This window comes from Gillisella taibaishanensis (assembly GCF_001938985.1).
Taxonomy (GTDB): domain Bacteria; phylum Pseudomonadota; class Alphaproteobacteria; order Rhizobiales; family Rhizobiaceae; genus Allorhizobium; species Allorhizobium taibaishanense.
Window position 1 is genome coordinate 14909 of sequence record NZ_MKIN01000018.1, and the last position, 23964, is coordinate 38872.

21 protein-coding genes are annotated in these 23964 nt (G+C 60.4%); 13 read left to right on the forward strand and 8 right to left on the reverse strand.

The window, feature by feature from the left end; genetic code table 11:
- Positions 1-32 precede the first annotated feature (32 nt).
- A complete protein-coding gene (locus BJF91_RS02375; protein ID WP_075612893.1) occupies positions 33-1379 on the reverse strand; it encodes a TldD/PmbA family protein in 1347 nt (448 codons plus the stop codon).
- A 217-nt stretch (positions 1380-1596) separates the two neighbouring features.
- On the opposite strand from BJF91_RS02375, the gene BJF91_RS02380 reads away from it, so the two are divergent.
- A complete protein-coding gene (locus BJF91_RS02380; RefSeq protein WP_075612894.1) occupies positions 1597-3408 on the forward strand; it encodes a monovalent cation:proton antiporter-2 (CPA2) family protein in 1812 nt (603 codons plus the stop codon).
- Between the two features lie 15 nt (positions 3409-3423).
- On the opposite strand, the gene BJF91_RS02385 is transcribed toward BJF91_RS02380, so the two are convergent.
- From BJF91_RS02385 to BJF91_RS02395, 3 genes are all read right to left on the reverse strand, one after another.
- On the reverse strand, positions 3424-4299 hold the full coding sequence (locus BJF91_RS02385) for a patatin-like phospholipase family protein (RefSeq protein ID WP_075612895.1): 876 nt from the start codon (positions 4297-4299) through the stop codon (positions 3424-3426).
- A gap of 198 nt (positions 4300-4497) precedes the next feature.
- Positions 4498-5058 carry a 16S rRNA (guanine(966)-N(2))-methyltransferase RsmD gene (gene rsmD / locus BJF91_RS02390; protein WP_075612896.1) on the reverse strand — a complete coding sequence of 187 codons (561 nt, stop codon included), beginning with the start codon at positions 5056-5058 and terminating at the stop codon, positions 4498-4500.
- A 6-nt stretch (positions 5059-5064) separates the two neighbouring features.
- Complete coding sequence (locus tag BJF91_RS02395; RefSeq protein WP_075612897.1) at positions 5065-7149, reverse strand: pseudouridine synthase; 2085 nt, start codon at positions 7147-7149, stop codon at positions 5065-5067.
- Positions 7150-7221: 72 nt separating this feature from the next.
- Between BJF91_RS02395 and BJF91_RS02400 the strand changes: the two genes are divergently transcribed.
- Entirely contained in the window at positions 7222-7671 is a 450-nt protein-coding gene (locus tag BJF91_RS02400; RefSeq protein ID WP_184412733.1) for a nucleoside deaminase, read from the forward strand.
- 49 nt (positions 7672-7720) lie between these two features.
- Here the strand turns inward: BJF91_RS02400 and BJF91_RS02405 are convergent, their stop codons facing one another.
- Positions 7721-8707, reverse strand: a complete 987-nt coding sequence (locus BJF91_RS02405) for an MBL fold metallo-hydrolase (protein WP_075612899.1) — start codon at positions 8705-8707, stop codon at positions 7721-7723.
- A 283-nt stretch (positions 8708-8990) separates the two neighbouring features.
- Here BJF91_RS02405 and BJF91_RS02410 point away from each other — a divergent pair, with 283 nt between their 5' ends.
- A complete protein-coding gene (locus BJF91_RS02410) occupies positions 8991-10424 on the forward strand; it encodes an MFS transporter (RefSeq protein ID WP_075612900.1) in 1434 nt (477 codons plus the stop codon).
- A gap of 165 nt (positions 10425-10589) precedes the next feature.
- On the opposite strand, the gene BJF91_RS02415 is transcribed toward BJF91_RS02410, so the two are convergent.
- A complete protein-coding gene (locus BJF91_RS02415; protein WP_075612901.1) occupies positions 10590-11111 on the reverse strand; it encodes a PRC-barrel domain-containing protein in 522 nt (173 codons plus the stop codon).
- A 215-nt stretch (positions 11112-11326) separates the two neighbouring features.
- On the reverse strand, positions 11327-12208 hold the full coding sequence (locus BJF91_RS02420; protein WP_075612902.1) for an SMP-30/gluconolactonase/LRE family protein: 882 nt from the start codon (positions 12206-12208) through the stop codon (positions 11327-11329).
- Between the two features lie 639 nt (positions 12209-12847).
- Here BJF91_RS02420 and BJF91_RS02425 point away from each other — a divergent pair.
- From BJF91_RS02425 to BJF91_RS02470, 10 genes are all read left to right on the forward strand, one after another.
- Positions 12848-13555 carry a LuxR family transcriptional regulator gene (locus tag BJF91_RS02425; protein ID WP_407639853.1) on the forward strand — a complete coding sequence of 236 codons (708 nt, stop codon included), beginning with the start codon at positions 12848-12850 and terminating at the stop codon, positions 13553-13555.
- Between the two features lie 60 nt (positions 13556-13615).
- The gene (locus BJF91_RS02430) at positions 13616-14893 is read left to right on the forward strand and encodes a CmpA/NrtA family ABC transporter substrate-binding protein (RefSeq protein ID WP_234801522.1); all 1278 of its coding nucleotides are present in this window, start codon (positions 13616-13618) and stop codon (positions 14891-14893) included.
- Between the two features lie 486 nt (positions 14894-15379).
- Positions 15380-16543: an iron-sulfur cluster carrier protein ApbC gene (gene apbC, locus BJF91_RS02435; RefSeq protein ID WP_075612903.1), complete on the forward strand. Its 1164-nt coding sequence runs from the start codon at positions 15380-15382 to the stop codon at positions 16541-16543.
- Positions 16544-16945: 402 nt separating this feature from the next.
- The gene (locus BJF91_RS02440) at positions 16946-17923 is read left to right on the forward strand and encodes a magnesium transporter CorA family protein (protein WP_075612904.1); all 978 of its coding nucleotides are present in this window, start codon (positions 16946-16948) and stop codon (positions 17921-17923) included.
- Between the two features lie 16 nt (positions 17924-17939).
- Complete coding sequence (locus BJF91_RS02445) at positions 17940-19844, forward strand: potassium transporter Kup (RefSeq protein WP_075612905.1); 1905 nt, start codon at positions 17940-17942, stop codon at positions 19842-19844.
- A 381-nt stretch (positions 19845-20225) separates the two neighbouring features.
- Positions 20226-20573 carry an AtpZ/AtpI family protein gene (locus BJF91_RS02450; protein ID WP_075612906.1) on the forward strand — a complete coding sequence of 116 codons (348 nt, stop codon included), beginning with the start codon at positions 20226-20228 and terminating at the stop codon, positions 20571-20573.
- A gap of 77 nt (positions 20574-20650) precedes the next feature.
- Positions 20651-21403 carry a F0F1 ATP synthase subunit A gene (locus tag BJF91_RS02455; RefSeq protein ID WP_075612907.1) on the forward strand — a complete coding sequence of 251 codons (753 nt, stop codon included), beginning with the start codon at positions 20651-20653 and terminating at the stop codon, positions 21401-21403.
- Positions 21404-21470: 67 nt separating this feature from the next.
- Positions 21471-21698, forward strand: a complete 228-nt coding sequence (locus BJF91_RS02460) for a F0F1 ATP synthase subunit C (RefSeq protein ID WP_003588243.1) — start codon at positions 21471-21473, stop codon at positions 21696-21698.
- Between the two features lie 79 nt (positions 21699-21777).
- Positions 21778-22362: a F0F1 ATP synthase subunit B gene (locus BJF91_RS02465; RefSeq protein WP_075612908.1), complete on the forward strand. Its 585-nt coding sequence runs from the start codon at positions 21778-21780 to the stop codon at positions 22360-22362.
- 4 nt (positions 22363-22366) lie between these two features.
- Positions 22367-22852 (forward strand): F0F1 ATP synthase subunit B, encoded by a 486-nt coding sequence (locus BJF91_RS02470; protein ID WP_075612909.1) that lies wholly within the window; start codon positions 22367-22369, stop codon positions 22850-22852.
- Positions 22853-23006: 154 nt separating this feature from the next.
- On the opposite strand, the gene BJF91_RS02475 is transcribed toward BJF91_RS02470, so the two are convergent.
- Positions 23007-23696, reverse strand: a complete 690-nt coding sequence (locus BJF91_RS02475; RefSeq protein WP_075613077.1) for a ribonuclease HII — start codon at positions 23694-23696, stop codon at positions 23007-23009.
- Positions 23697-23964 lie beyond the last annotated feature (268 nt).

Sequence of the window (23964 nt, forward strand, 5' to 3'; positions counted from 1 at the left end):
ATGGTCCCTGGTTCGGTTCACTTGCTTGCATTTCATTTGCCGGCAATCGTCATGCCTTCGATGGCAAGCGTCGGCGCGGCCACGCCAAATTTGCGGTCGATGTCGCTGGCTGGCGTCATTGCCATGAACATGTCTTTCAGGTTCGAGGCGATCGTCACTTCTGAAACCGGATAGGTCAACTCACCGTTTTCGATCCAGAAGCCGGACGCGCCACGGCTGTAATCCCCGGTAATCATGTCAACCCCATGGCCGATCATGTCGGTGATGTAAAAACCGGTGCCGATACTGGCGATCAGATCCTTCGGCGCTATCGTGCCCGGCTCCAGCGCCAGGTTGGACGAGGAGGGCGAGACGGAGGTGCCGCCGCGCGCGCCACGGCCATTGGTTTTCAGGCCCAACTCTCGAGCCGCCGATGTCGACAGGAACCAGTGGCGCAGCACGCCGTCCTCGATCATCACAAGCGGCTGGCCCGTCACGCCTTCACCGTCGAAGGGACGGGACGACGAGCCGCGCACTACGGTCGGGTTGTCGGTGATGTTGAGGCCTGATTTCAGCACCTGCTGGTCCATCCTGTCGCGCAAGAAGGAGGTCTTGCGGCCGACCGCTGCACCATTGATGGCACCAGCGATATGGCCGACGAAGCCGCGGGCCACGCGTGGATCGAAGACCACGGTGACATTCTTGGCCGTTTCGGCTTTGCGGGGACTGATCTTGCGCACCGTGCGCTCACCCGCGCGCCGGCCGATCTCTTCCGGGCTATCCAGGTCGGCAAAATAGAGATGGCTGTCGAAATCGTGATCGCGCTCCATGCCGGTGCCTTCGCCGGCGATGAGCCCGACCGAGCGCGAAAAGCGCGAGCCCTGGTAGCTGCCGGAAAAGCCATGCGATGTCACGAGCACCAGCCCGCCCATGCCGGCAGAGGCGCTGGCGCCGAGCGAATTGCTCACGCCCTTGACCGCAAGCCCTGCCTCTTCCATGGCCAGCGCCGTCTCGCGCAGCGTCTCCGTGGACACTTCGCTTGCGTCATAAAGCTCGAGATCCGGATAGGAGCGGGCAAGATCGGCCTCGTCGGCTAAGCCTGTAAAGGGATCTTCCGGCGAGACTTTCGCCATGGCCACGGCCCGTTCGGCCAAGGCCTTCAAGTCGAAGCCGGGATTGGCCGAGACCGAGGCGACCCGCTTGCCGATGAAAACCCGCAGCGAAAAATCGTCGCTTTCGGAGGCTTCCGTATCCTCGACCTTGCCGAGACGGACGCTGACAGCGCGGGCACGCGAACGCACCACGACGGCATCCGCCTGATCGGCACCAGCCTTTTTGGCCAGTTCGACCAGCTGGTGGGCACGCGACAGCAGATGTTCGGAAGAATTTTCAGATGACATGGCTTGGCCTTTCTCGTCACCTCCATTTATTGTGCATTACGTCAGGCATCAAGGGCGCAGCGGTCGATCTGTGCAAGACCCCGACAATCGGCTGTGTTTGAATGATTGTCGTTCGGACATAAACAGGGCGAACATAGAGACGGCCACCAAGGTCGTGGAATGAAATGAGCTTGACGCTGATATCTGCGATCAAAGCTCTGCAAAGGAAAGACCCCGCATGAGCACCGCACCAACCCTGCTGTTTACCGAGGCCCTGGTTCTTCTGGGCGGTGCTGTCGTTGCCGCCCCGATTTTCCGAAAGCTGAGCCTTGGCACGGTGCTGGGTTATCTGGCCGCCGGCGCTGTGATCGGACCGCTTGCCCATATCATAACGGGTGCGGAGGAAATCCTTTCGGTTGCCGAACTTGGCATCGTCTTCCTGCTGTTCGTCATCGGGCTGGAACTGAAACCTTCGACGCTGTGGAAGATGCGTGCCGATATCTTTGGCCTCGGCACGGCCCAGGTCCTCGTCGGCGGCGCCTTGCTGACCGGGGCAGCGCTTGCTTTCAACCTGATGGACTGGCGCGCCGCCGTGGTGGCCGGCTTCGGCCTGTCGCTATCGTCAACCGCCTTTGCCCTGCAGATCCTCAATGACCGCAGTGACATGAACAGCCGTTACGGCCAACGCACCTTCTCGGTGCTGCTGTTCCAGGATCTCGCTATCGTGCCGCTGCTGGCGCTGATTTCCATTCTGGGTGCCCAGGCAGCCCCGGCGCCCGGCTCCCTGTGGATCGATATCGGCGTGGCTGTCGCCGCGACGCTGGCGATGATTTTTGCCGGCCGCTATGTGCTGAACCCGCTGTTCCAGATCATGGCCCGCACCGGCGCCCGCGAAGTGATGATTGCCGCCGCGCTGTTCATCGTGCTCGGGTCGGCCATGTTGATGCAGGCTGTTGGCCTCTCCATGGCCATGGGCGCCTTCCTCGCTGGCGTCATGCTGGCCGAATCGTCGTATCGCCATGAACTGGAAGCGGATATCGAACCGTTCCGCGGCATTCTCCAGGCGCTGTTTTTCATGGCCGTCGGCCTGTCGGTGCAGTTCGACGTAATTCTTGACAATCTCTGGCTGCTGGCTGCCGCAGTTCCGTTGATCATGCTGATCAAGGCAGGCAGCATCTACGGGCTTTGCCGGCTGGCGGGGTCCGACCATGACGATGCGATCCGCATTGCCGCGATCCTGCCGCAGGGGGGCGAATTCGGCTTTGTGCTGTTTACCACGGCGGTTTCTGCCGGACTGTTTTCCAGCGCCACGGCATCGCTGATGATTTCGATCGTGACGCTGACCATGGCGCTGACGCCCGTCGTTGCCGCACTATCGTCACGGCTGCTGACGCGCCGCGACCAGCATGAAGAACTCGACGAGGATTTCGACGGAGCCGGTTCCGATGTGCTGATGATCGGCTTTTCCCGTTTCGGCCAGATCGCCGCCCAGGTTCTGCTGGCCAGCGGCCGCGACGTGACGATCATCGACGATTCCGCTGACCGTATCCGCCAGGCAGCCTCCTTCGGTTTCCGTATCTATTTCGGGGACGGCACAAGGTTGGATATGTTGCGCGCCGCCGGCATCGAAAAAGCCAAGGTCGTGGCGATCTGTACGCAAAAACGCGAGGTCACCGACCGGATCGTCGATCTCGTGGCGGCCGAGTTCCCGCAGGCGCGGCTGTTCGTGCGCTCCTATGACCGCATCCACAGCCTGTCGCTTCGGGCTCGCAATGTCGAATACGAATTGCGCGAAACGGTGGAGTCAGGCCTGACCTTCGGGCGCAAGACCATCGAGGCGCTTGGCGTTGCCGAGGATATGGCCGCCGATATCGAAGCCGACATCCGCCGCCGTGACGAGGAGCGACTGCGCATCCAGGCGGTCGAAGGTATCAGGGCCGGGTCGCATATGCTCTATAACCGGCCTGTTCAGCCGGAGCCGCTGGTCAAGCCCAAGCGCGGCCACGATGCGGAGCGGGATGAGGTGAAGGAGCGGGACGACGCGGCTTAGGGCGGCGATTTCTATTTAGGCCGTAAGCAGCGCGAACTGCGCGTCGAGTGCCCGCTTGACCTCGTCCTTGACGGGCTCCGACACTTCGAAAATCTGCCTTGCCTTCATGAAGTCCATGACGCCGAAGCCGTTGACTGGCGGACGCAGGAAGATCGCGGGCGGGCCGAGCTTGAGTTTGAGCGCGAGATGCGATTGCATCATCAATTGCGAAGCGCCGAACAGGCTGTCGATTCGGTTCGGCACGTCGTCGGTCCCGACAGGTCCTCCGACGATATCCACGCCGATGACGATATCGGCAAGGCCGAGCAGATGTTCATAGGGCACCGGGTTGAAGATGCCGCCATCGATCATCAGCCGGCCATTCAGCATCACAGGCATGAACAGCGCCGGGATGGCGGCGGAGGCGGCAAGCGCCTGATAGAGGTCGCCTTCTTCGCAAAGCTGCTCGCAATGACCGTAATAATCTGTCGTGATAACCTTCAGCGGTATGCCGAGCGCCGAAAAATCGTCGGGAATCCGGTCCGGCAGGAAGGCGCGCAGGATGCGTTCGAGATTGAACTGGCCAAGCCGGAAGCCGCCGATAGCGTGGCGCATGGTCGGCGGGCGCAGGCCCCAGATCCGCTTGAACACTTCATTGCGCTTGCCGACCGTTTCCAGCGCGTGGTCGCGCATTTCCGCCGCCGACATGCCGGCCGCCTTGCCGGCGCCGATGATCGCGCCGATCGAGGACCCAGCGATGGCGACAGGCTCGATGCCGAGTTCCTCAAGCGCTTCCAGCACATGGATATGCGCGAGCCCGCGCGCACCACCGGCGCCAAGCGCTACGGCGACCGTGGGCGTGGCTGACCGCGCCTCGACGAGGGATTGATGGGCTGGGGCTTCCTGCGGCATGATGGAAAACGAACCTTCTTCTCCAAGCCCGCCATTCGGTAAAACGGGCAAGTGGGTGCTTTATAAGATCTGTTTGCCGGGCAATGGGACATCGCTACCGGCACATGCTGACTCTGTTCTTCTATAACAACGGGAAAGCAAATTTTGGCTTTCCGGATCGCTTATACCGCACCGCATTTAAGATATTGCATCGCCGTTTCAAGCCGGCTTGTAAGCAAAGAACGACATGCGCGTATCGCCGAAGATACGTTCTTCGAGCAGCGTGAACGGTTCGGGCACCTGAACCATCACATCGGCGCGCTCTTCGAGCAGCGCCAGCGCGCCGGGCATCAGCCAGCCGCCCTGGTGGGCGGCGGCAAGGGCCTTTTCGCCAAGACCCTTGCCATAAGGCGGATCGGCAAACAGCAGGTGGAACGGCTCCATATTGGCGACCGAGCCGAGATCGGTGGCATCACGGCGCAGGATTTTGGCGCGGCCATGCAGGCCGAGTGTGTCGATATTCTGCCAGAGCAGGCCACGGCCCTCGACGCTGTTTTCAACGAAAAGCGCCGAGCGGCAGCCGCGCGACAGGGCTTCGAGCCCGACGGCACCGGTGCCGGCGAACAGGTCGAGCACCCTTGTGCCATCAAGGCAGTCGGGATGCGCATGCATCAGGATGTTGAACAGGCTTTCGCGGGTCCGGTCGATGGTCGGCCGGATCGCGTCAGTTTTCGGCGTGGCAAGGCTTCGCCCGCGAAATTCTCCACCGACGATGCGCATGCCGGCTTACCTCTTGCCTTTTGGACCCGAAGACGGGCCACGCGGACCCGAAGACGGACCACGCGAGGGGCCGCGACCGGTGCTGGGCTTACCACCCGGCTTACCGCCGAAGGATGGCTTGCCACCAAAGGCCGGCTTTCCACCCGCAGACGGCTTACCACCGAACGAGGACTTACCCGCCGGCTTGCCACCAAAGGAAGGCTTGCCGCCGAAAGAAGGTTTGTCTCCAGACGGAGCACGCGATTTCGGCCGGCCGTCATAGGGACGGTCACCGGTTGGCCGCTCGGCTCTTTCGCCGGCTGGCCGGCCGGAATAGGGCCGGTCGCTGCGGGCCGGACGATCTGCGCGATCGCCTCCACGGTCCCGGTCACCCCGTTCGCGGTCAGAAGGCCATTGGCCACGCGATGGACGGTCGGAAGGCGCGCTGCGTTCGCCGCCTTCGCGCTTTGCGGAAAAGTCCCGCTTGCCGCCAAAGCCTGCGCCATCGCGCTTTCCGGCAAAACCTGCACCGTCGCGCTTGCCACCGAAACCACCATCACGCCCGCCATCCCGACTGCCACGGCCGCCCTGCGGCTTGGTGTCCGGGCCTTCAGCACGAATCCATTCGCCCTCGGCGTCGCGAGCACGGCTGACCTGGACGCGCAGAGCATTGTCATCACTATAGGCCGCGCGTGCCCGGTCTGGATCGTGACGCGTCAGCGCCTTGGTCGGCGCGCCATCCTTGGTGCGGCCATAGCGCTTGGACTGAGGCGCGCCATCGGGACGGCCACGACCGCCGCTCTTCTTGGCCTCCTCGCTGGCTGCCTTCTTTTCCGAAACGGGACGGGCGCCGGGCGCCATCCAGACATTGGCGGTGCGGCTCTGGCCAAGCGGCATGCGCTTCGGCTTGCCATCGCGGCTGCCGGCATCGTCATCGCGGCCAAAGCCGGGTTTGCTGCCAAAGCCTGGCTTGCCACCGCTTTTGTTGCCAAAGCTGGGCTTGGCGCCGTCGCGGCGGGTATCGAGCCGGCTCAACGCTTTTTCGCGGGCATCCTCGCGGTTATCGAAGCCACGTGGCTTGGGCGCACGGGTTTCTTTCTTCCAATTGCCTTCGTCAGCCTTGGCCTTCGGCTTGGCGACCGGGGCTTCGTCATCCTCGCCAGGGGCGTTGGAATAGAGCGGCGCGTCGAAATTGGCCTTGGATTCTTCGATCAGGCGCGGGCCGAGCTGGTCGCGCAGCATGCGGCCGCGCACTTCCTGCACCTGGCTTTCCGGCAGGTCGCCGAGCTGGAACGGACCATAGGAAATCCGGATCAACCGGTTGACCTCGAGGCCAAGCGCACCCAGCACGTTCTTGATTTCGCGGTTCTTGCCTTCGCGCAGGCCCATGGTGATCCACACATTGTGGCCCTGGGCGCGGTCGAGCACGGCGTCGATGGCGCCGTAGAGCACGCCGTCGACGGCAATGCCGTCCTTCAGCGTGTCGAGCTTGACCTGATCGATTTCGCCATAGGCGCGCACGCGGTACCGGCGCAGCCAGCCCGTGGTCGGCAGTTCCAGCACCCGGGCGAGGCCGCCGTCATTGGTCAGGAGCAGCAGGCCCTCGGTATTGATGTCGAGCCGGCCGATCGACATGACCCGCGGCAGATCTGCCGGCAGGTTTTCGAACACGGTCGGGCGACCCTCGGGATCGGAATTGGTGGTCACCAGGCCTGATGGCTTGTGATAGAGCCAGAGCCTTGTGCGCTCGATGCCACGGATCGGCTCGCCATCGACTTCTATTCTGTCGGCGAGTGTCGCGTTCAGCACCGGGCTATCAAGCACCTTGCCATTGACCGCAACGCGGCCTTCCATGATCATCCGCTCCACGTCGCGACGCGAGGCGATGCCGGCGCGCGCCAGAAGCTTGGAGATCCGCTCGGGCTTCAGCACGTCCTCGCCGGCGGATGCCGGTGCCGCGCTCTTGCGCGGTGCTGCCTCGGATTTCGCGGCTGATTTCTGTGCGAAATCAGGCTTTTTCGGTCCGGTTTTGCCGGCTTTGTCGGCGGATGCCTTGAAGGGGCGGCCTGCGGGCTTGCTGCCCGGCCGCTTGAACTTTTCTTTATCGGTCATTTTTTGCTTGCCTGTCGTTTGCTGTGTCCTATCAGTTCGCGAAGGCTTGGTTAAGTGGAAAGTTCGCCCATTGTGATGCCGACGACTCGTTTCATGGATGTGGCCCTCGAAGAGGCCCGGCTTGCCGGCGCGCGCGGGGAAGTGCCTATCGGCGCGGTCGTGGTCAAGGACGGCGCGATCATTGCGCGCGCCGGCAACGAGACCCGGGCGCTGAACGACATTTCAGCGCATGCGGAAATCCTCGCCATCCGCCGCGCTTCTGCCGTGCTTTCCGATGAGCGGCTGGCCGGGGCCGACCTCTATGTGACGCTGGAGCCCTGCACCATGTGCGCGGCGGCGATATCCTTTGCCCGCATCCGCCGTCTCTATTATGGCGCATCCGATGAAAAGGGCGGCGGCGTCGAGCACGGCGCACGCTTTTATGCCCAGCCCACCTGCCATCACGCGCCGGATGTGTATTCCGGCATCGGCGAGGCGGATGCGGCGGCGCTTCTCAAGGACTTCTTCTCACAAAAAAGATAGGCCGCACGCGGATGCGCACGGCCTGAAAATAACTGACGGACGGAGCCGCTTACAGATCGAACTGGTAGCTCTTCGGCACGAAGCGATAGCCGGTATCGAGCTTTTCGACATAGCCGACCGAGGGGAAGGGCATGTGATAGCCGAGGAAGGCGACACGCTCGGTGGCGGCCATATCGAACACCCGCTTGCGGGTAGCGGCAGCATTGGCCTTGTCCATGTCGAATTTCACTTCCCAATCCGGCCGCTGCAGCGACAGCACGAAATGGTTGGCGGTATCGGCAGTCAGCAGCAGGCGCTTGCCCTTGGATTCGACGTGGAAGATCATATGGCCGGGCGAATGGCCAAACGCTGCCTCGCCCCGAATGCCTGAGACGACATCGCCGCCCTGGTCGCTGAGGAAGGTGGTCTTCTCGGCCAGCGGCTTCACATTGGCCAGCACGCCTTTTTGTCCGGCCTCTGCCGGGGTTCCGGCCCGTGCCGGATCGGTCCAGAAATCATATTCGCGCTGGCCGGCGATGTAGCGCGCCTTGGTAAAGGCCGGTTTGCCCTTCTCCATCAGCCCGCCAATATGATCGCCATGCATATGGGTCAGTACGACGATGGTCACGTCTTCAGGCGAATAGCCGGCGGCCATCATGCCTTCGGAAAGACGGCCCATGCCATTGGGGCGGCCCTGTTCGCCCATGCCGGTATCGAATAGGATCACGTCTTTTCCGGTGTTGATCAGCACGGGCGAGAAGCCGTTGACGAATTTATCGGCTGGCAGGAAATTCTGGGTCAGCAGCGCCGACACCGTCTCCGGCTTCTGGTCGGTACCGAAGGTTTCGCCCGGCTTGTCAGAGACGCGTGCGCCGTCCTTGATGACGACGACTTCGAAATCGCCGAGTTGGAACCGGTTCGTCTCAGGTGGCATGGCGTGATTGATATCCATCGATGTCTCCGCTTGCGCAAAGGCAGCCCGTGTTATCAACGCTGGCGCGGCCAGTGCTGACAGAGCCGACCCCACGATCAGTGTTCGTCTGTCTATTGAAACCATTGCAACCTCCCTCAATGGTAAAACTCCCCGTACAGCCCCAAGAGGTAGGGGTAGGGGCGGGTCTGTCAATGCCCATAACGTGTACGTGATCGCTACTCTTATCGGGACGATAACGATTGTAAGATAGAGGGGAGGGGACTAATCAGGTGTCCGAAAGCAAGCCCTTATGGGCGATCGAGGGCGTCTCGATGCTATGCTTACCGGCCGCCGGTTTCACTCCTGTTGGTGTTGCTCCCGGCCATGATCTGCAGGTTTCGCTGCCGACTGATTGAAGAGTGCTGCTATGAATCGCATCGTCCCGCTCATCCTGGCCGTCGCCTTGTTCATGGAAAACATGGACTCGACCGTGATTGCCACGGCACTTCCGGCTATCGCCCATGATCTCGGCGTCGGGCCGATCACGCTCAAGCTGGCGCTGACTTCCTACATGGTGGCACTCGCCATCTTCATCCCGGTCAGTGGCTGGATGGCCGATAAATTCGGCGCCAAGCAGATTTTCCGTGCCGCGATGGCGGTGTTCATCGTCGGATCGGTGTTCTGCGCCATGTCCAGCTCGCTGTTCGAATTCGTGGCCGCTCGCTTCCTGCAAGGCATGGGCGGCGCGATGATGACGCCCGTCGGCCGTCTGGTTTTGCTGCGCACCACCAAGCGCGAAGAACTGGTCTCAGCCATGGCGCTCCTGACCATTCCCGGCCTTGTCGGCCCGCTCGCCGGTCCGCCGGTCGGGGGGTTCATCACCACCTATTTCACCTGGCACTGGATTTTTCTCATCAACGTGCCGATCAGTGTGCTCGGCCTGATCCTGTCGACGATCTTTTTGCCTGACATCGAGCGGCTAAAGACCGCGCCGATCGACTGGAGCGGGTTTGCGCTGACCTCGCTGTCGGCAGCCGGCATCGTCTTCGGCCTGTCCGTCATCAGCCTGCCGGCCCTGCCGCCGGTGGTTGGCATTGGCACGGCGGTGCTGGGCGTGCTGTGTGGCGCCCTTTACATAGTCCACGCCAAGCGGCATCCCGCGCCGCTGCTCGATCTCACCCTGTTTCGCAAGCCGGCATTTCGGGCCGCCCAGATCGGTGGCACGGCGTTTCGGATTTCGGCTGGCGCCATTCCCTTCCTGATGCCACTGATGCTGCAGCTCGGTTTCGGCATGAGCCCTTTCGAATCCGGGATGACCACCTTTGTCGGCGCCATCGGCGCCATCACCACCAAGTTCCTGGCGCGCCGCGTATTTGCCGCTGCCGGTTTCCGCAGTGTGCTGATCATCGCCGGCGTCTGTGGCGCGGCAACCACCATGCTCAACGCTTTCTTCACGCCGCAGACCCCGCATGCGCTGCTGATGTTCTTCCTGCTGCTCGCCGGTTTCTGCCGGTCCTTCTTCTTTACCGGGACCAATGCGTTGGGTTATGCCGATATCGACAACAACGAAGCAAGTCAGGCCACGTCAATCGCTTCGGTCTTGCAGCAGGTCAGCTTGGCGCTCGGCGTCGCCTGCGCTGCCTTCGTGCTTGAAATCAGCACTATGATGACAGGCGGCCATCTGGATCTTGCCGATTTTCATGCGGCTTTTGCCATTGTCGCGCTGTTGTCGCTGGCGGCGGTCGTACCGTATATCTTCATGGATAAGAATGCCGGTGCTGACGTTTCCGGCCATCGCCGCCGGCTCGTTGCCACTGTGGCAGCAGCTGAAGTCACGCCGGAAAACGTACCCGCGAAATAACGCTTCCCGGCGTCAACACGGCATGCACACACAAAAAAAGCGGAGCCTTGCGGCTCCGCTTCGGTCTGATCTCGCTTTTCAAGCATGCCCTTACGGGAAACTGGAAACCATTTTCCCTGAGAATGCTGATCCGGCATCATGCCGGACGATGATCAGCTGACTGTCTTACTTGGACGGCGCAGCCGGCGTCGTTGTCGTCGTCGAAGCCGCGTTGGACTTCTGATCCGACAGCGTCTTGAATTCCGGAGCCGACTTCAGGGTATCGGCGGTTTCCGTCGTGGTCAGACGCAGCTTGTCGGGGTTCTGCGCATCGCGGGTGACGGTGATCTTGCTGACCGGGACGGCGACATTCTTTTCGCCCATGCCCAGGAAGCCGCCAACGCCGATCACAGCTGCGACGAGGCCGCCATTCTGCTGCATGATCAGGTCCTTGATCTCGCCGATGCTCTTGTCACCGGCATAGACGTTCTGGCCAATGTAGTTGGAGGCCGACAGCTGATCACTGCCCTGCTGCGTCAGATAGGTCTCGGACATGCCGCCAGCCGCGGTTGCTGGGGCAGTAGCAGGAGCGGTTGTGGTCGCGCCGGGCGTTGCTGGTGTCGTGGCACTCTGCGCAAAGGCCATGGGCGCGACAGCAGTAGAACCCATGAAAACGGTTGCTGCTACGATGGTAAGGGTCTTGTTCATTTTGAACCTGCCTTTCGGTCTTTGTTTCGTGTCGGACTGAGTTGAGAACAATCATGTCGCTCTCTGCTCGGCTCGGTAGGGAAATGCCCGAAACACAAGTCAGTTCCGATAGTTGCCTGCATTTTATTTTTGCATACTGATGGAACTTTAGGCAGAATCGTCAGTTCGAGGCCTTCGCTTTGAAGACCTCCGGTTGAGGAATTGAAGGGTTGGCTTTATAAGCGGAAGCTAGGCTCGTGCCGGCCATTGACGGTCACATCCAGCAGGAAGATCTTTCCGCCTTCAGGGTCGGCAGCAAGGCCCTCCGCATCGAGACCCTCGGTTGCCGTCGTCACCAGCAGGCGGTCGGCCTTGGCGCCGATAAAGGCCGGGCAAGTGGTCTGCGCCGCCGGCAGGCGGTAGCGGGCAAGGTGCTTTCCATCCTTATTATAATGGTCAACCGCGCCCACGCCCCAGCAGGCGTTCCAGATGTCGCCCTCGGCATCGCAGACTGATCCATCGATCCCCCCTTTGCGTTCACGACCATCGATATGGAGGCTTGGGGTTCCCGTCGGCAGACCTGTGGCGGGGTCGACGCTCACCTTCATCATCTGGTTGACGCGGGTATCGACGAAATAGGCGAGGCTACCGTCAGGGGAAAAGCAGATCGAGTTGGGAATGCTGATCCCGTCGTAGAGCCGGGTCACGGTCTTGCCAGCAACGTGATAAATCGCACCCGCACCGTCGGCCGCGGTCTTGCCCATGGTGCCGACCCAGAGCGCACCGCTCTGATGCACCCGACCGTCATTGGAGCGATTGCCGGGCCGTTCCGGTTCAAGCTCGGTCAACAGTGTCAGCGCGCCGGTGCTGACCTCACGAATGAAAATGCCTTTTTCTGTGGCGAGCATTTGCCTGTCGGCATCGATCTTGGCCAGAACGCTGCCCATCACGGGCAGGGCATGGGTAATGGTTTCGCCGGTGGCGAACCGGTGCTCGATCAGGCCTTTGCCGAGAATGTCGAACCACCAGGCCGTATCGGTCGATGGATCATAGGTCGGGCCTTCGCCCAGCGTCAGGCGGTTTTCGACAAGGATGGTGCCGCTATAGGCTGTTTCCACGGTGCTCTCCTAAAGATTTCGCCCAAAGATTTCGCAATGTGTCATGGCAATTGAAGGCGCGAGAAGCAGGACTGAGACGGCCTAGCTTCGATTCGGCCGGTGCGAAACGATACGGTGCTCCATAAACCCGCGAATTCCCATGGTGTAAAGACCGGGCAGCCTCGGCTTCGAGCTGACGTGAGTGCGGTGCGTGCAGAAAAACCGGGCCGTACCCAATCCGAATAGCTCCAGCTTGCGTAATATGGCCAATGTCCACCCTATCGCCTTGATGCTGGAGCAAGGTAGGTCTCTTAGTCTAACGTCATGATGGTCACTTAAACCTTTGTCGCATAAGCATACAGACTGAAATTCTCTGGAGAAAAGCGCCTCGATGGGTCGGAAATCTGTTGTGGGACGCAAGAAATGAGGAGATACAGGGTTTCATTAAATTTTGAGGAACGGCTTTTTTAGTTCGAAATATTTTAGTTGTAACTCATTCGGGCGACTGGTGTTTCAGACCGCGTAATTCGTTTGCGATAACCATGGCATGCGGTCACGGTTCAGTCGTGACGATATATCAACAACAGGACCTTTTATAAAATGGGTGACGATCTCGTCCACATGGTCTCGGCTGCCGAAGATACGGCATCGAAATTAGCCATGGTCGAACGCTATATCCGGGAAGTGAGCACCTATAAGACGCAGTTCGATGTCTTCAGGCTGATGAAGCGCGTCACTGAATTTTTTGCAGCCAAGGGATTCCTTGTGATGAACGTGCCGTCGGCGGGGGCAAAAACCCTGATCGGCAGCTCTGTCATCACCAACTGGCCAGCAGATTTCCTGACCGAGTACGATATGGCGTCATTGCTGACCACGAGCCCGGTCTTCGAGCGCCTGCGCAATGCGGCCGTGCCTGTCTTTTATGACGTTCATATTGTGGCCCGCGAACGCGACCCGAAGACCGTGCAGTTGGCGAGCGATCTGTTCATCCGCTTCGGCATGCCGCGCGGCGCCTGTTTTCCCGTGCATGACGCTGCCGGCAATCGCGGCGCCGTGTGCCTTTGCGGCGAAATGCCGGCCTTTTCCTTCCAGGACATGGTGCTGCTGCAGTATTTGTCGAGCCATGTGTTTAACCGGTTGGCGGAAATCCGCGATCTCGATGCGCGGGTCACGGAAACGCTGACCGAGCGCGAGATCGAGTGTTTGACATGGACGGCAGCCGGCAAGACCTCGGTGGAAATTGCCGAAATCATGAGCTTGTCGGAGCATACGATCAATCACTACCTCAATCGCGCCACCCGCAAGCTGGATACGGTCAACCGCACCCAGGCGGTCGCCAAGGCACTGCGTCTCAATCTGATAAAATAGAGGATCCCGGCAGGACGAATGCTCCTGTGCTTCGGCTTGCCGGGTACCGTCGTTTGCGGCATGAATGATCTGATGGGCAAGCAGTTCTCAACGCAGATCACGCTCGGCTACATGCCGTTTCTCGATTGCGCACCCTTGGTGGCGGCGGTGGAAAAAGGCTTTGCCGGGGATGAGGGCATTGTCCTCAGGCTGGTGCGCGAAACCTCCTGGGGACAGATCGGCAATCGCCTGGCTGTCGGTCAATTTGACGGGGCGCATCTCCCGGCGCCTTTCGCGCTGGCATCCAGCCTTGCACTCTTTCCCCTGTCGCCAAGCCTGATCGTGCCGATGACGCTGTCACTCGGCGGAGGAGCCGTTACCGTTTCGCCTGCGTTGGCCGATGCCATGCGGGCACTCGGGCCGCTGCGGCTGGCCGATCCACTCAGCGCCGGGCAAGCACTCAAACAGGTCGCGCAGCAACGCTGCAGCCGAGGCTTGTTGCCGCTCAAATTTGCGGTTGGCCACGACTATTCAAGCCAGGCCTATCATCTGCGCTATTGGCTTGCCGCAAGCGGCCTCCATGCGCGCTTTGAAAACTCTAAAACAAGTGAGGTGTCGCCTTGCGACATCGGCATCGTGGCGCTGCCTTCGCCGCTGATGGCCGATGGCTTGGCAACGGGCGCAATCGACGGATTCTGTGCCGCCGAACCTTGGAGCAGCGTAGCGGTCGACCGGGGGGTGGGCTGCATGATCGCCGCCACCGCCGCGATCTGGCGCGGCGGGCCTGACAAGGTTTTGGCAATGACCCGCTCGTGGGAAGAGCGCCAGCAGGGCGAGCTGGATGCGCTGATTCGCGCGCTCTACCGCGCAGCGCAGTGGTGTAGTCATCCCGGCAATACCGAAGAACTGGCCGGCATTCTGGCGGCTCCCCGCTATCTCGGCGTTGACGGTAGCTTGCTTTTGCCGGCGCTGACGGGAGACCTGATCACCGCTCCGGGACAGGTGGAGCCCTTCGCCGACTTCTTGCTGCTCGATCGCAAGGCGGCCAACTTTCCCTGGGTCAGTCAGGCTCTCTGGTTCTACAGCCAGATGATGCTCTGTCGGCAGCTATCTCCCAGCGACGAAAGCCGTCAGATCGTACTCGACACCTACCGGCCCGACCTGTTTCGGCGCGCGCTGAAGCCGGTCTTCGCTCCCATACCCAGTGCTTCAACCAAACTGGAAGGCGCACTGGCTGCTGCCCAGTATGTCGGAGCCACCACGGGCAAATTGCTGCTCGGCCCGGACATGTTCTTCGACAGCCGGGTCTTCGATCCAGAATGTCTGGACGACTATCTTGCACCAGCGGTTATCCCATAAGGGGTTTGGTAAACGGATTGCTTCCCTGATGGTTTTTTGAGCATGCGTGATCACCTGCTGCCGAAAAATGCGGATTTCCGAAAGGCTCGCGAGGCTTTTCTGCGTCACATCGTGGAAAAGCCGGGAGGTTTTCAATCTGGCACGGTTCGTGCTTTCTAAGAGATCAAACAGGGTCCAGAGGGGACTTGGAGAAGAACGGTCTCGAAACCGCTCTCGCAAAAGCCGCCGAAACCGGTCGTCAAGACCTGGGTTTGGCGGCTTTTTTATATTGTTCGTCGGACGCGCTCCTCTGTGGTTCGTCGCTCTGCTTTTGTTTCGTGCCGGATTTGTCCTGGAAATTGGTTCCCGCTCTTTCGTCCGATGCGGTTTGACCGGATTTGCTCTTCCGTTTGCCCCGATTCCTCCCTATGTCAGCAGCTTATCCTTTTTGCATCGCGGCGATGTCGTCGCGTCTGCCCGAGCAGGCACAATCTAGGAAGCGGATCCATGGCGCTTGATAAAAACACCGTTCTCGAAGCCCTGAAGACAGTGCGGGGGCCGGATCTGGACGGCAATATCGTCGATCTCGGCATGGTCTCCGACGTATTCATCTCCGATGCCAAAGTCTATCTGTCGATCAATGTTCCCGCCGAGCGGGCGCGCGAGCTGGAGCCCATGCGCCAGGCAGCCGAGCGGGTGGTCAAGGCCATGGCCGGCGTCAAGGGCGCTCTGGTCAGCCTGACCGCAGAGCGCAAGGCAGGATCCGCGCCGCCACCACCGCCTCAACATACCCATTCCCATGGCCACGACCATTCTCACGGGCATTCCCATGCGACAGCTGCCCCCGGCCAACCGGCCCGGCCGGCCAAGGCAGGTATTCCCGGCATCGGTGCGATCATTGCTGTCGCTTCGGGCAAGGGCGGAGTTGGCAAATCGACCACCGCCGTCAATCTGGCGCTGGCGCTGCAGGCAAACGGTTTGAAGGTCGGCATTCTCGATGCCGACGTCTACGGCCCTTCGATGCCGCGCCTGCTCGGCATCACCGGTCGACCACAGCAGATCGACGGGCGCATCATCGTGCCTATGGAGAATTACGGACTGAAAGCCATGTCGATCGGTTTCCTGGTCGACGAGGGTACGGCGATGATCTGGCGCGGGCCGATGGTGCAGTCGGCGCTGATGCAGATGCTGCGCGAAGTGGCCTGGGGTGAGTTGGATGTGCTCGTCGTCGACATGCCGCCCGGCACGGGTGATGCGCAGCTGACCATGGCCCAGCAGGTACCGCTGACAGGCGCGGTCATCGTGTCCACCCCGCAGGACTTGGCGCTGATCGATGCCCGCAAGGGCATCAGCATGTTCAACAAGGTCGAGGTGCCTGTTCTCGGTGTCGTCGAGAACATGAGCTATTTCATCGCGCCCGACACCGGTGCCCGCTACGACATCTTCGGCCATGGCGGTGCGAGAGCCGAAGCGGAGGCGATCGGCGCGCCTTTCCTGGGCGAGGTGCCTCTGACCATCTCCATTCGCGAACATTCCGATGCCGGCACGCCGATCGTCGTTGCCGAGCCCGACGGGCCGCAGGCCAAGGTTTACCGGGAGATCGCAACCCGCGTCTGGAGCGAGGTTGGCCGTCATTCGGCCCGTCAGGCCCCGACCATCACTTTCGAGTAAGTTCTGATCCTCTAGGATCGTCGGTCGAACAGTCAAAAAAGCCGTTGCAGATCGTCTCTGCAACGGCTGGTCGCGCGGTTGTAGGGTCCAGCGCTCTTACAACAAGGTTTCGCTACCCTGGCGCAAGCATAGTGACAAACAATGCTTAGGGTTGCTTTGATAAGGATCAACACCTCACGCGCAATTGGCCTTGCCATCCGCACGGCAGGTGCTAAAGCTTCGCAGTTGAGGATGGGGCTTGGTCACGTGGAGCAGAGCGCAAATTGACAGCGGAAAGCCGATTTCAGTTTTCTGTGCGATGCTGTAAACAGTCGTTTCAAGTGCTCGCGGATGTTCCGTGAGTAGATTAGCTGGCGGATCGCGGACAAGCGGGCTCCGTTATCGGGCAAAGGTATCGAACATTTGATCAAAGCTTACAGGTGTGACGGGACGGCAGAACTGATTCTGCCCAGCGAAGCGCCATCGCTACTGGACAAGGATGTTCTATGGCTCGATCTTCTCAGCCCTGACCGGGAGGAGGAAGCGCTGGCGGAGCGATTGCTGGGCCTGCCGCTTCCCACCCGCGAAGACCTCAAGGATATCGAGCCTTCAAGCAGATTGTACATGGACGATCATGGCGTTTACATGACCGCCTCACTGATCTGCAAAGCCGAATCCGACGCTCCGCTGCTGGGTGATGTTGGCTTCATTCTGGGAGCCGGCCGCCTCGTCACTGTGCGCTATACCGAGCCGCGTGCCTTCGGCCTGTTCACCGCAGCCCTTGGCCGCAGCCATGCCCAATGCACGTCCAATGCCGTGATGCTGGCGCGCCTTCTCGAAACCGTGGTCGACCGTACCGCCGAAGTGCTTGAGATTGCCGGCATGCGGCTCGAAAACCTGTCCGGACAGGTTTTTGTCGACCGCAGTCATGCCAAGCGTCGTCAGGCGCGCTTTCTTGAAGATCGCCTGTTCGACATCGCCGCCCATCACCGGCTGGTCAGCAAGACCCGCGATAGCCTGGCATCGCTCTCCAGGCTGGTTTCCTTTCTTCTGTCGGTTGGCTTGGTCAAGGATAACACCGAGGCGCGCGACCTCTGTCAGGTCGTCGCCCATGACATCCAGTCGCTGTCGGAGCATGCTGGGTTCATCGCAAGCAATATCAGCTTCATGCTCGATGCCTCTCTTGGCCTGATCAATGTCGAGCAGAACGCTATCATCAAGATTTTCTCTATTGCCTCGGTGGTGTTCCTGCCGCCGACGCTGGTCGCCTCCATCTACGGAATGAACTTTCAGATCATGCCGGAGTTGACGTGGGTCTTCGGCTACCCATTTGCTCTCATCGTCATGGTTTTGTCCGCGATCATTCCCTTCCTGTTTTTCCGCTCGAAAGGCTGGCTCTGAGAGCCTGTAACAATTGATGTCCCAGGAAACTCCCCATGCAGCTCCAGCCGAAAAGAAAGATCTGCGCAGCCTGCTGCTGCTGGCTCTCGGTTCGGTCGGCGTGGTCTATGGCGATATCGGCACAAGCCCGCTCTACGCATTTCGCGAGGCGCTGAAGCCGATTGCCCATGACGGCATCACCCGTTTCGAGGTGATCGGCCTGACCTCGCTGATCGTCTGGACGCTGACGATCATCGTCACGTTGAAATACGTTCTGTTCCTGCTGCGCGCCGACAATGACGGCGAAGGCGGAACCCTGTCGCTTCTGGCCCTGCTCAGCAAATCAGCTGGCCGCCATACCATGGTGCTGATGGTGCTCGGTCTGGTTGGCGCAGCGCTGTTCCTGGGCGATGCGATGATCACGCCGGCGCTCTCGGTTCTCTCGGCCGTCGAAGGTCTGAAACTGGTCGCGCCGCAATCTTCGAGCTTCATCGTGCCGATCTCGGTGGTGATCCTGATCGTGCTGTTTGCCGTGCAGTCGCGCGGGACAGGCGCGGTCGCCAATTTCTTCGGACCGATCACTGTGGTCTGGTTCGTGGTCATGGCCGCGGGCGGCATCGGCCATATCTTCGACGATCCGGCGATTTTCAGGGCCTTCAACCCGATTCACGCCGTGACCTTCCTGTTCCAGGAAAAGTTTCTCGGCTTCGTCGTCCTCGGCGCCGTCTTCCTGACGGTGACCGGCGCCGAAGCGCTCTATGCCGACCTTGGCCATTTCGGCCGCCGGCCGATCCAGTGGGCCTGGTTCGCTCTGGTGTTTCCGGCTCTGGTGCTGAACTATCTCGGCCAGGGCGCGCTGGTTCTAAAGGATCCGGCCATGGCGTCCGATCCATTCTTCCTGATGTTTCCGAGCTGGGCGATTCTGCCGGTCATCATTCTGGCAACGGCGGCCACCGTCATCGCCAGCCAGGCGGTGATCACAGGCGCTTTCTCGATGGTGCGCCAGGCAATTCACCTTGGCTTCCTGCCGCGCATGGAAATCCTCTTCACCTCGGAGACCAATACCGGGCAGATCTATCTGCCGGCGGTCAATACGCTGCTGCTGCTCGGCGTGCTCAGCCTCGTGCTGCTGTTTGAAAGCTCGGATGCGTTGGCCACCGCCTATGGTATTTCCGTCACGGGCGCCATGGTCGTGACCACGATCATGGCCTTTGAATTCGTCCGCAAGAAGTGGAAATGGTCGGTCATCGTCGCGCTTGCCGTGATTGTACCGCTTTTGGCGCTGGAAATGGTCTTCCTCGGCGCCAATCTCCTGAAGATCCATGACGGCGGCTACATCCCTGTGCTGTTTGCGGCAGGCTTTACCATCGTCATGTGGACCTGGCGGCGCGGCACGGCGATCCTGTTTGCCAAAACCCGTCATGCCGACATTCCGCTGTCGTCTTTCATCTCGTCCGTGGAGCGCAAGAGCGAGCATGCTCCAGTCTGCGTGCCTGGCACCGCGATCTTCCTGACCAGCGACCCGGAAACCGCGCCTGCCGCCCTGCTGCATAACTTGAAGCACAATCACGTTCTGCACGAGAAGAACATCATTCTCACCATCAAGACCGTCAACCGGCCACGCGCCAGCGAGGCGGAGCGCTTCGTGGCCGAGAGCCTGTCGGAACGGTTTAGCCGGGTTGAAATCCGCTTCGGTTATATGGAGCAGCAGAATGTGTCGCAGGCGCTAGCCAAGCTGCGCAAGGGCGGCTTGAAGTTCGACATCATGTCGACCTCGTTCTATCTCGGCCGCCGCAAGCTGGTGCCCGACGCCAAGGCTGGTATGCCGAACTGGCAGGACCGGTTGTTCATCGCGCTGGCCAATTCCGCAACTGACCCCTCGGATTATTTCCGTCTGCCGGCCAACCGCGTCGTCGAACTCGGTTCGCATGTCATTATCTGACAGAGGCGGCCTGATAGCGCCGCTCCAACTCCAGGGATAACAGGATTGAACGGGCCTGCTGGGCCCGTGATTCTCAAGCTCTGAGCAGTCGCACCTGATGATGCTTTGGCCGTAACTGCTTCGGGCTAAACGGCGATTTTTCCGCCGTGAAGGCGGCTTTTTCGTGCCGGTTTCTGTGGGGAATTACAAAAAATCGTGCAAGACCCTGATTTTTCTCGGTTAATTTGTCGTGAAGCAACCCCCGGCAATGCCTTGACTATCAAAGCTTGCAAAATTATGGTGCGGCCAAATTCAAGACCGGCCGGACCATGTAATATCCGAGCCGTTTGCATACCGGAGCAAGGCCTTAACAGGTGGCTCGGGTTCGGACGGGGAGGGCGTATGGACGATCAGGAAAGAGAATTGGAACGGCGTCGCAGCGAACTTGCAGCCAAACTGGCGGCAAAAGAGGTGCGAACGGGGGAAGATGCCGCAAGGGATGAGCGGGCGGAGGTAGGCCGAAAGGGCTATGCTCAGGCGATGAAGCTCTCCAGCGAATTCCTTTCCGCGATTATCGTCGGTATCATTCTCGGCTTTCTGATTGACCATTTTGCTGGGACTTCGCCTTGGGGGCTTATTGTGTTCCTGATGCTTGGTTTCTGTGCCGGTGTGCTGAACGTGCTGCGCGCGGCAGGCAAGGTGGCTTCGCCGCATCCAGCCGATCGCAGGCCGGACGGCAAGACGAAATGACACGGCGGATGCTTTGCATCCGACGGACGAGGTAAGGAACGCCACTCAAGGGTGGCAAAAGCGAGAGAGATCACCAGGTGTCAAACGATCCGACCCATCAGTTCCAGATCCACAAGATTGTTCCGATCGAAATTGGTGGCATGGATTTCTCGTTCACCAATGCCTCCTTGTTCATGGTCGCGACGGTGGCTTGCGCCGCCGGCTTCCTGTATTTTGCCACGTCTAACCGCGGCCTGATCCCTGGTCGTGCGCAGTCGGTGGCTGAAATGTCCTACGAATTCGTGGCGTCGATGCTGCGGGAAGGGGCGGGCAGCCACGGGATGAAATTCTTCCCCATGGTATTCTCGCTGTTCATGTTCGTGTTGACCGCGAACCTTCTCGGCATGATGCCCTACTTCTTCACTGTCACCAGCCAGATCATCGTCACCTTTGCGTTGGCGATTTTTGTGATCGGCACGGTGCTGGTCTATGGTTTCTATAAGCACGGCCTTGGCTTCCTCAATTTGTTCGTGCCCTCTGGCGTACCTTTCGCTTTGTTGTTCCTCGTGGTGCCGATCGAGATCATCTCGTTTCTGTCGCGCCCGATCTCTCTGTCGATCCGATTGTTTGCCAACATGCTGGCAGGCCATATCACATTGAAGGTGTTTGCGGGCTTCGTTGCCTCGCTTGGCAGCCTCGGCGCTCTCGGCGTCGGTGGCGCCATCCTTCCCCTCGCTATGACCGTCGCTCTGACCGGTCTGGAGTTCCTCGTTGCCTTCCTTCAGGCTTACGTCTTTGCGGTACTGACTTGCATGTACCTGAACGACGCAATCCATCCGGGCGGGCACTAAGGATATCGACATTGGCGTAACAAGCGTCAGTCATTCGCCGCAATAACCATTTCAAAGGAGTACTCTCATGGAAGCGGAAGCAGCAAAGTTCATCGGCGCAGGTCTGGCTTGCTTTGGCATGGCCGGCACGGCTCTCGGCCTCGGCAACATCTTCGGCAGCTACCTGTCGGGCGCACTGCGCAACCCGTCTGCCGCTGACAGCCAGTTCGGCCGTCTGGTATTCGGCTTCGCCGTTACGGAAGCTCTGGGCATCTTCTCGCTGCTCGTAGCCCTCCTGCTCCTGTTCGCTGTCTGATTTCAGCGGAATTCTGGATCACGGCCAACTGTCGCAGTCGGCCGTGATCTTTTGTATGTGCAGGATACTGGAGGCGAGTATGTTCGTTACCCCCGCCTATGCCGAGGATGTTCCGGCAGCGGCTGAGACTCACACGGAGACCGGCGTTCCCCATGACGCGGGCCACGTCAAGGGCGTTTTCCCGCCTTTCGACCACTCCACATTCGCATCGCAGCTGCTGTGGCTGGTCATCAGTTTTGGCCTGTTCTACATCGTGATGCAGCGGGTCATCGTGCCGCGTGTTGGCGGTATCCTGAAGAATCGTCATGATCGTATCGCACAGGATGTCGACGAGGCGAGCCGCCTGAAGGCTGAAGCCGATGCCGAAGTCGAGACCTATGAAAAAGAATTGAGTGCCGCCAAGGCCAAGGGTCATCAGATTGCATCTGAAGCCCGCGAAGCCGCGAAGGCCAAGGCTGCTGCCGACCGCGCTGCCGTCGAGGCCGAACTGGCGCAGAAGATCGCTGCTGCCGAAGCCGGCATCGCTGCCCTGAAGACCAAGGCCTTTGCCGAGGTCGACGCCATCGCCACCGAAACCGTGGCTGCCATCGTCGAACAGCTCACCGGCGCCAATGTATCGGCGGCCGAAGCACAATCGGCTGTTGTCGCCGGCAAGAGGGGTTGAAACGATGGAGTATGATGCAACATTTTTCGCCTTCGTCGGCCTCATTATCTTTCTTGGCCTGATCGCCTATTTGAAGGTTCCAGGCATGATGGCGAAGTCGCTCGACGAGCGCGCTGCCAACATCCGCGACGAACTGGCTGAAGCCAAGCGCCTGCGCGAAGAAGCCCAGCAGCTGCTGGCCGAATATCGCGCCAAGCGTAAGGAAGCCGAAGCCGAGGCGCAGGCCATCGTTGCCGCCGCCGAACGCGAAGCCGCTGCCTTGACGGAGGAAGCTCGTCAGAAGACCGAGGAATTCGTCCAGCGCCGCAATGCGCTGTCGGAACAGAAGATCAAGCAGGCCGAAACTGACGCCATCAATGCCGTGCGTTCCGCTGCCGTTGATCTCGCCGTATCTGCCGCTGAAACAATCCTGAAGCAGAAGGCTGATGCCCAACTGCAGTCTAGCCTGTTTGCCGCTTCGATCGGTGAAGTCAAAGGCCGCCTGAACTAACGCACTACGCGGTTTGTAAAATAGCGTCGTTTAGAAAATAAAGCCGGGTTCTGCCCGGCTTTTTTGTGTCTGGAGCTTTCTGAGATGGCGGCACTGGCGGAGGACGGCAGTCCGGACATGTTCTGATAATTAGGTTGGTTGACCGCGGACTGCGCTATTCCACGGCCTTTAACGAGCCGAAACTCATGCGATGCAGCGGGCAGGGGCCATGGTCGTCGATGGCCTTACGGTGGATCGCTGTGCCATAGCCCGCATGGATTTCGAAACCATAGGCGGGAAACACCAGCCCGGCCCGCGCCATCATCCGGTCCCGCGTCACCTTGGCGATGATAGAGGCGGCGGCGATAGAGAGCGAGCGGGCATCGCCTTTGATGACGGCGGTCGCCGTGCACTCTAGTCCCGGCGGTATGTCGCGGCCATCGCAAAAAAGATGGGCGGGTGTGACGGCGAGACCGGCTGCGGCGCGGCGCATGGCGTCGAGGCTTGCCTTGCGGATGTCACGTCGGTCGATGTGAGCGGCCCCGGATGAGGCGATCGATATGGTGGCCGTCGCTATGATCTCGGCAAACAGCGCTTCGCGTCGGGCGGCGGTCAGTTTCTTCGAATCGTTCAGACCATCAGGAATGGCATCGGGATCAAGGATGACGGCGGCCGCAACAACCGGCCCGGCGAGTGGCCCTCGCCCAGCCTCGTCCGTACCCGCCACCGGCCAGACCCCTTTGCCCCGGGCAGCGAGTTCCAAGGCAAAATCCGGACCTGTCAGAAGCTCGGCCTCTGTCGGCCGCAGCAGGCCCCTGTTGATGTCGAAGAGATCAGGCATGTCGGGTGGTGAACGTTTGGGCATGCGGCAGACCTCGCACACCACCCGACTTGCTGCAAGCCCTTCCGGCATTGTCTGCTTCCTGTCGACAAAGGATGCCAGTTACATCCTTTGTCGGTCCATGGTCTTGCCCTGTCTGCGGCGGCAAACGACAGGTCAAGACGAAGGCAGGCGGCAGGCTTCGGCGTCGTCTTGCCGCAGGAACCGAAAGGGGTCGGCTGTTGCGGGCAAGAAGGTGACGCCGCGCCGGACGGACGGCCAAGGAAAGCCGTCCCGGCCTATCCGGGACACG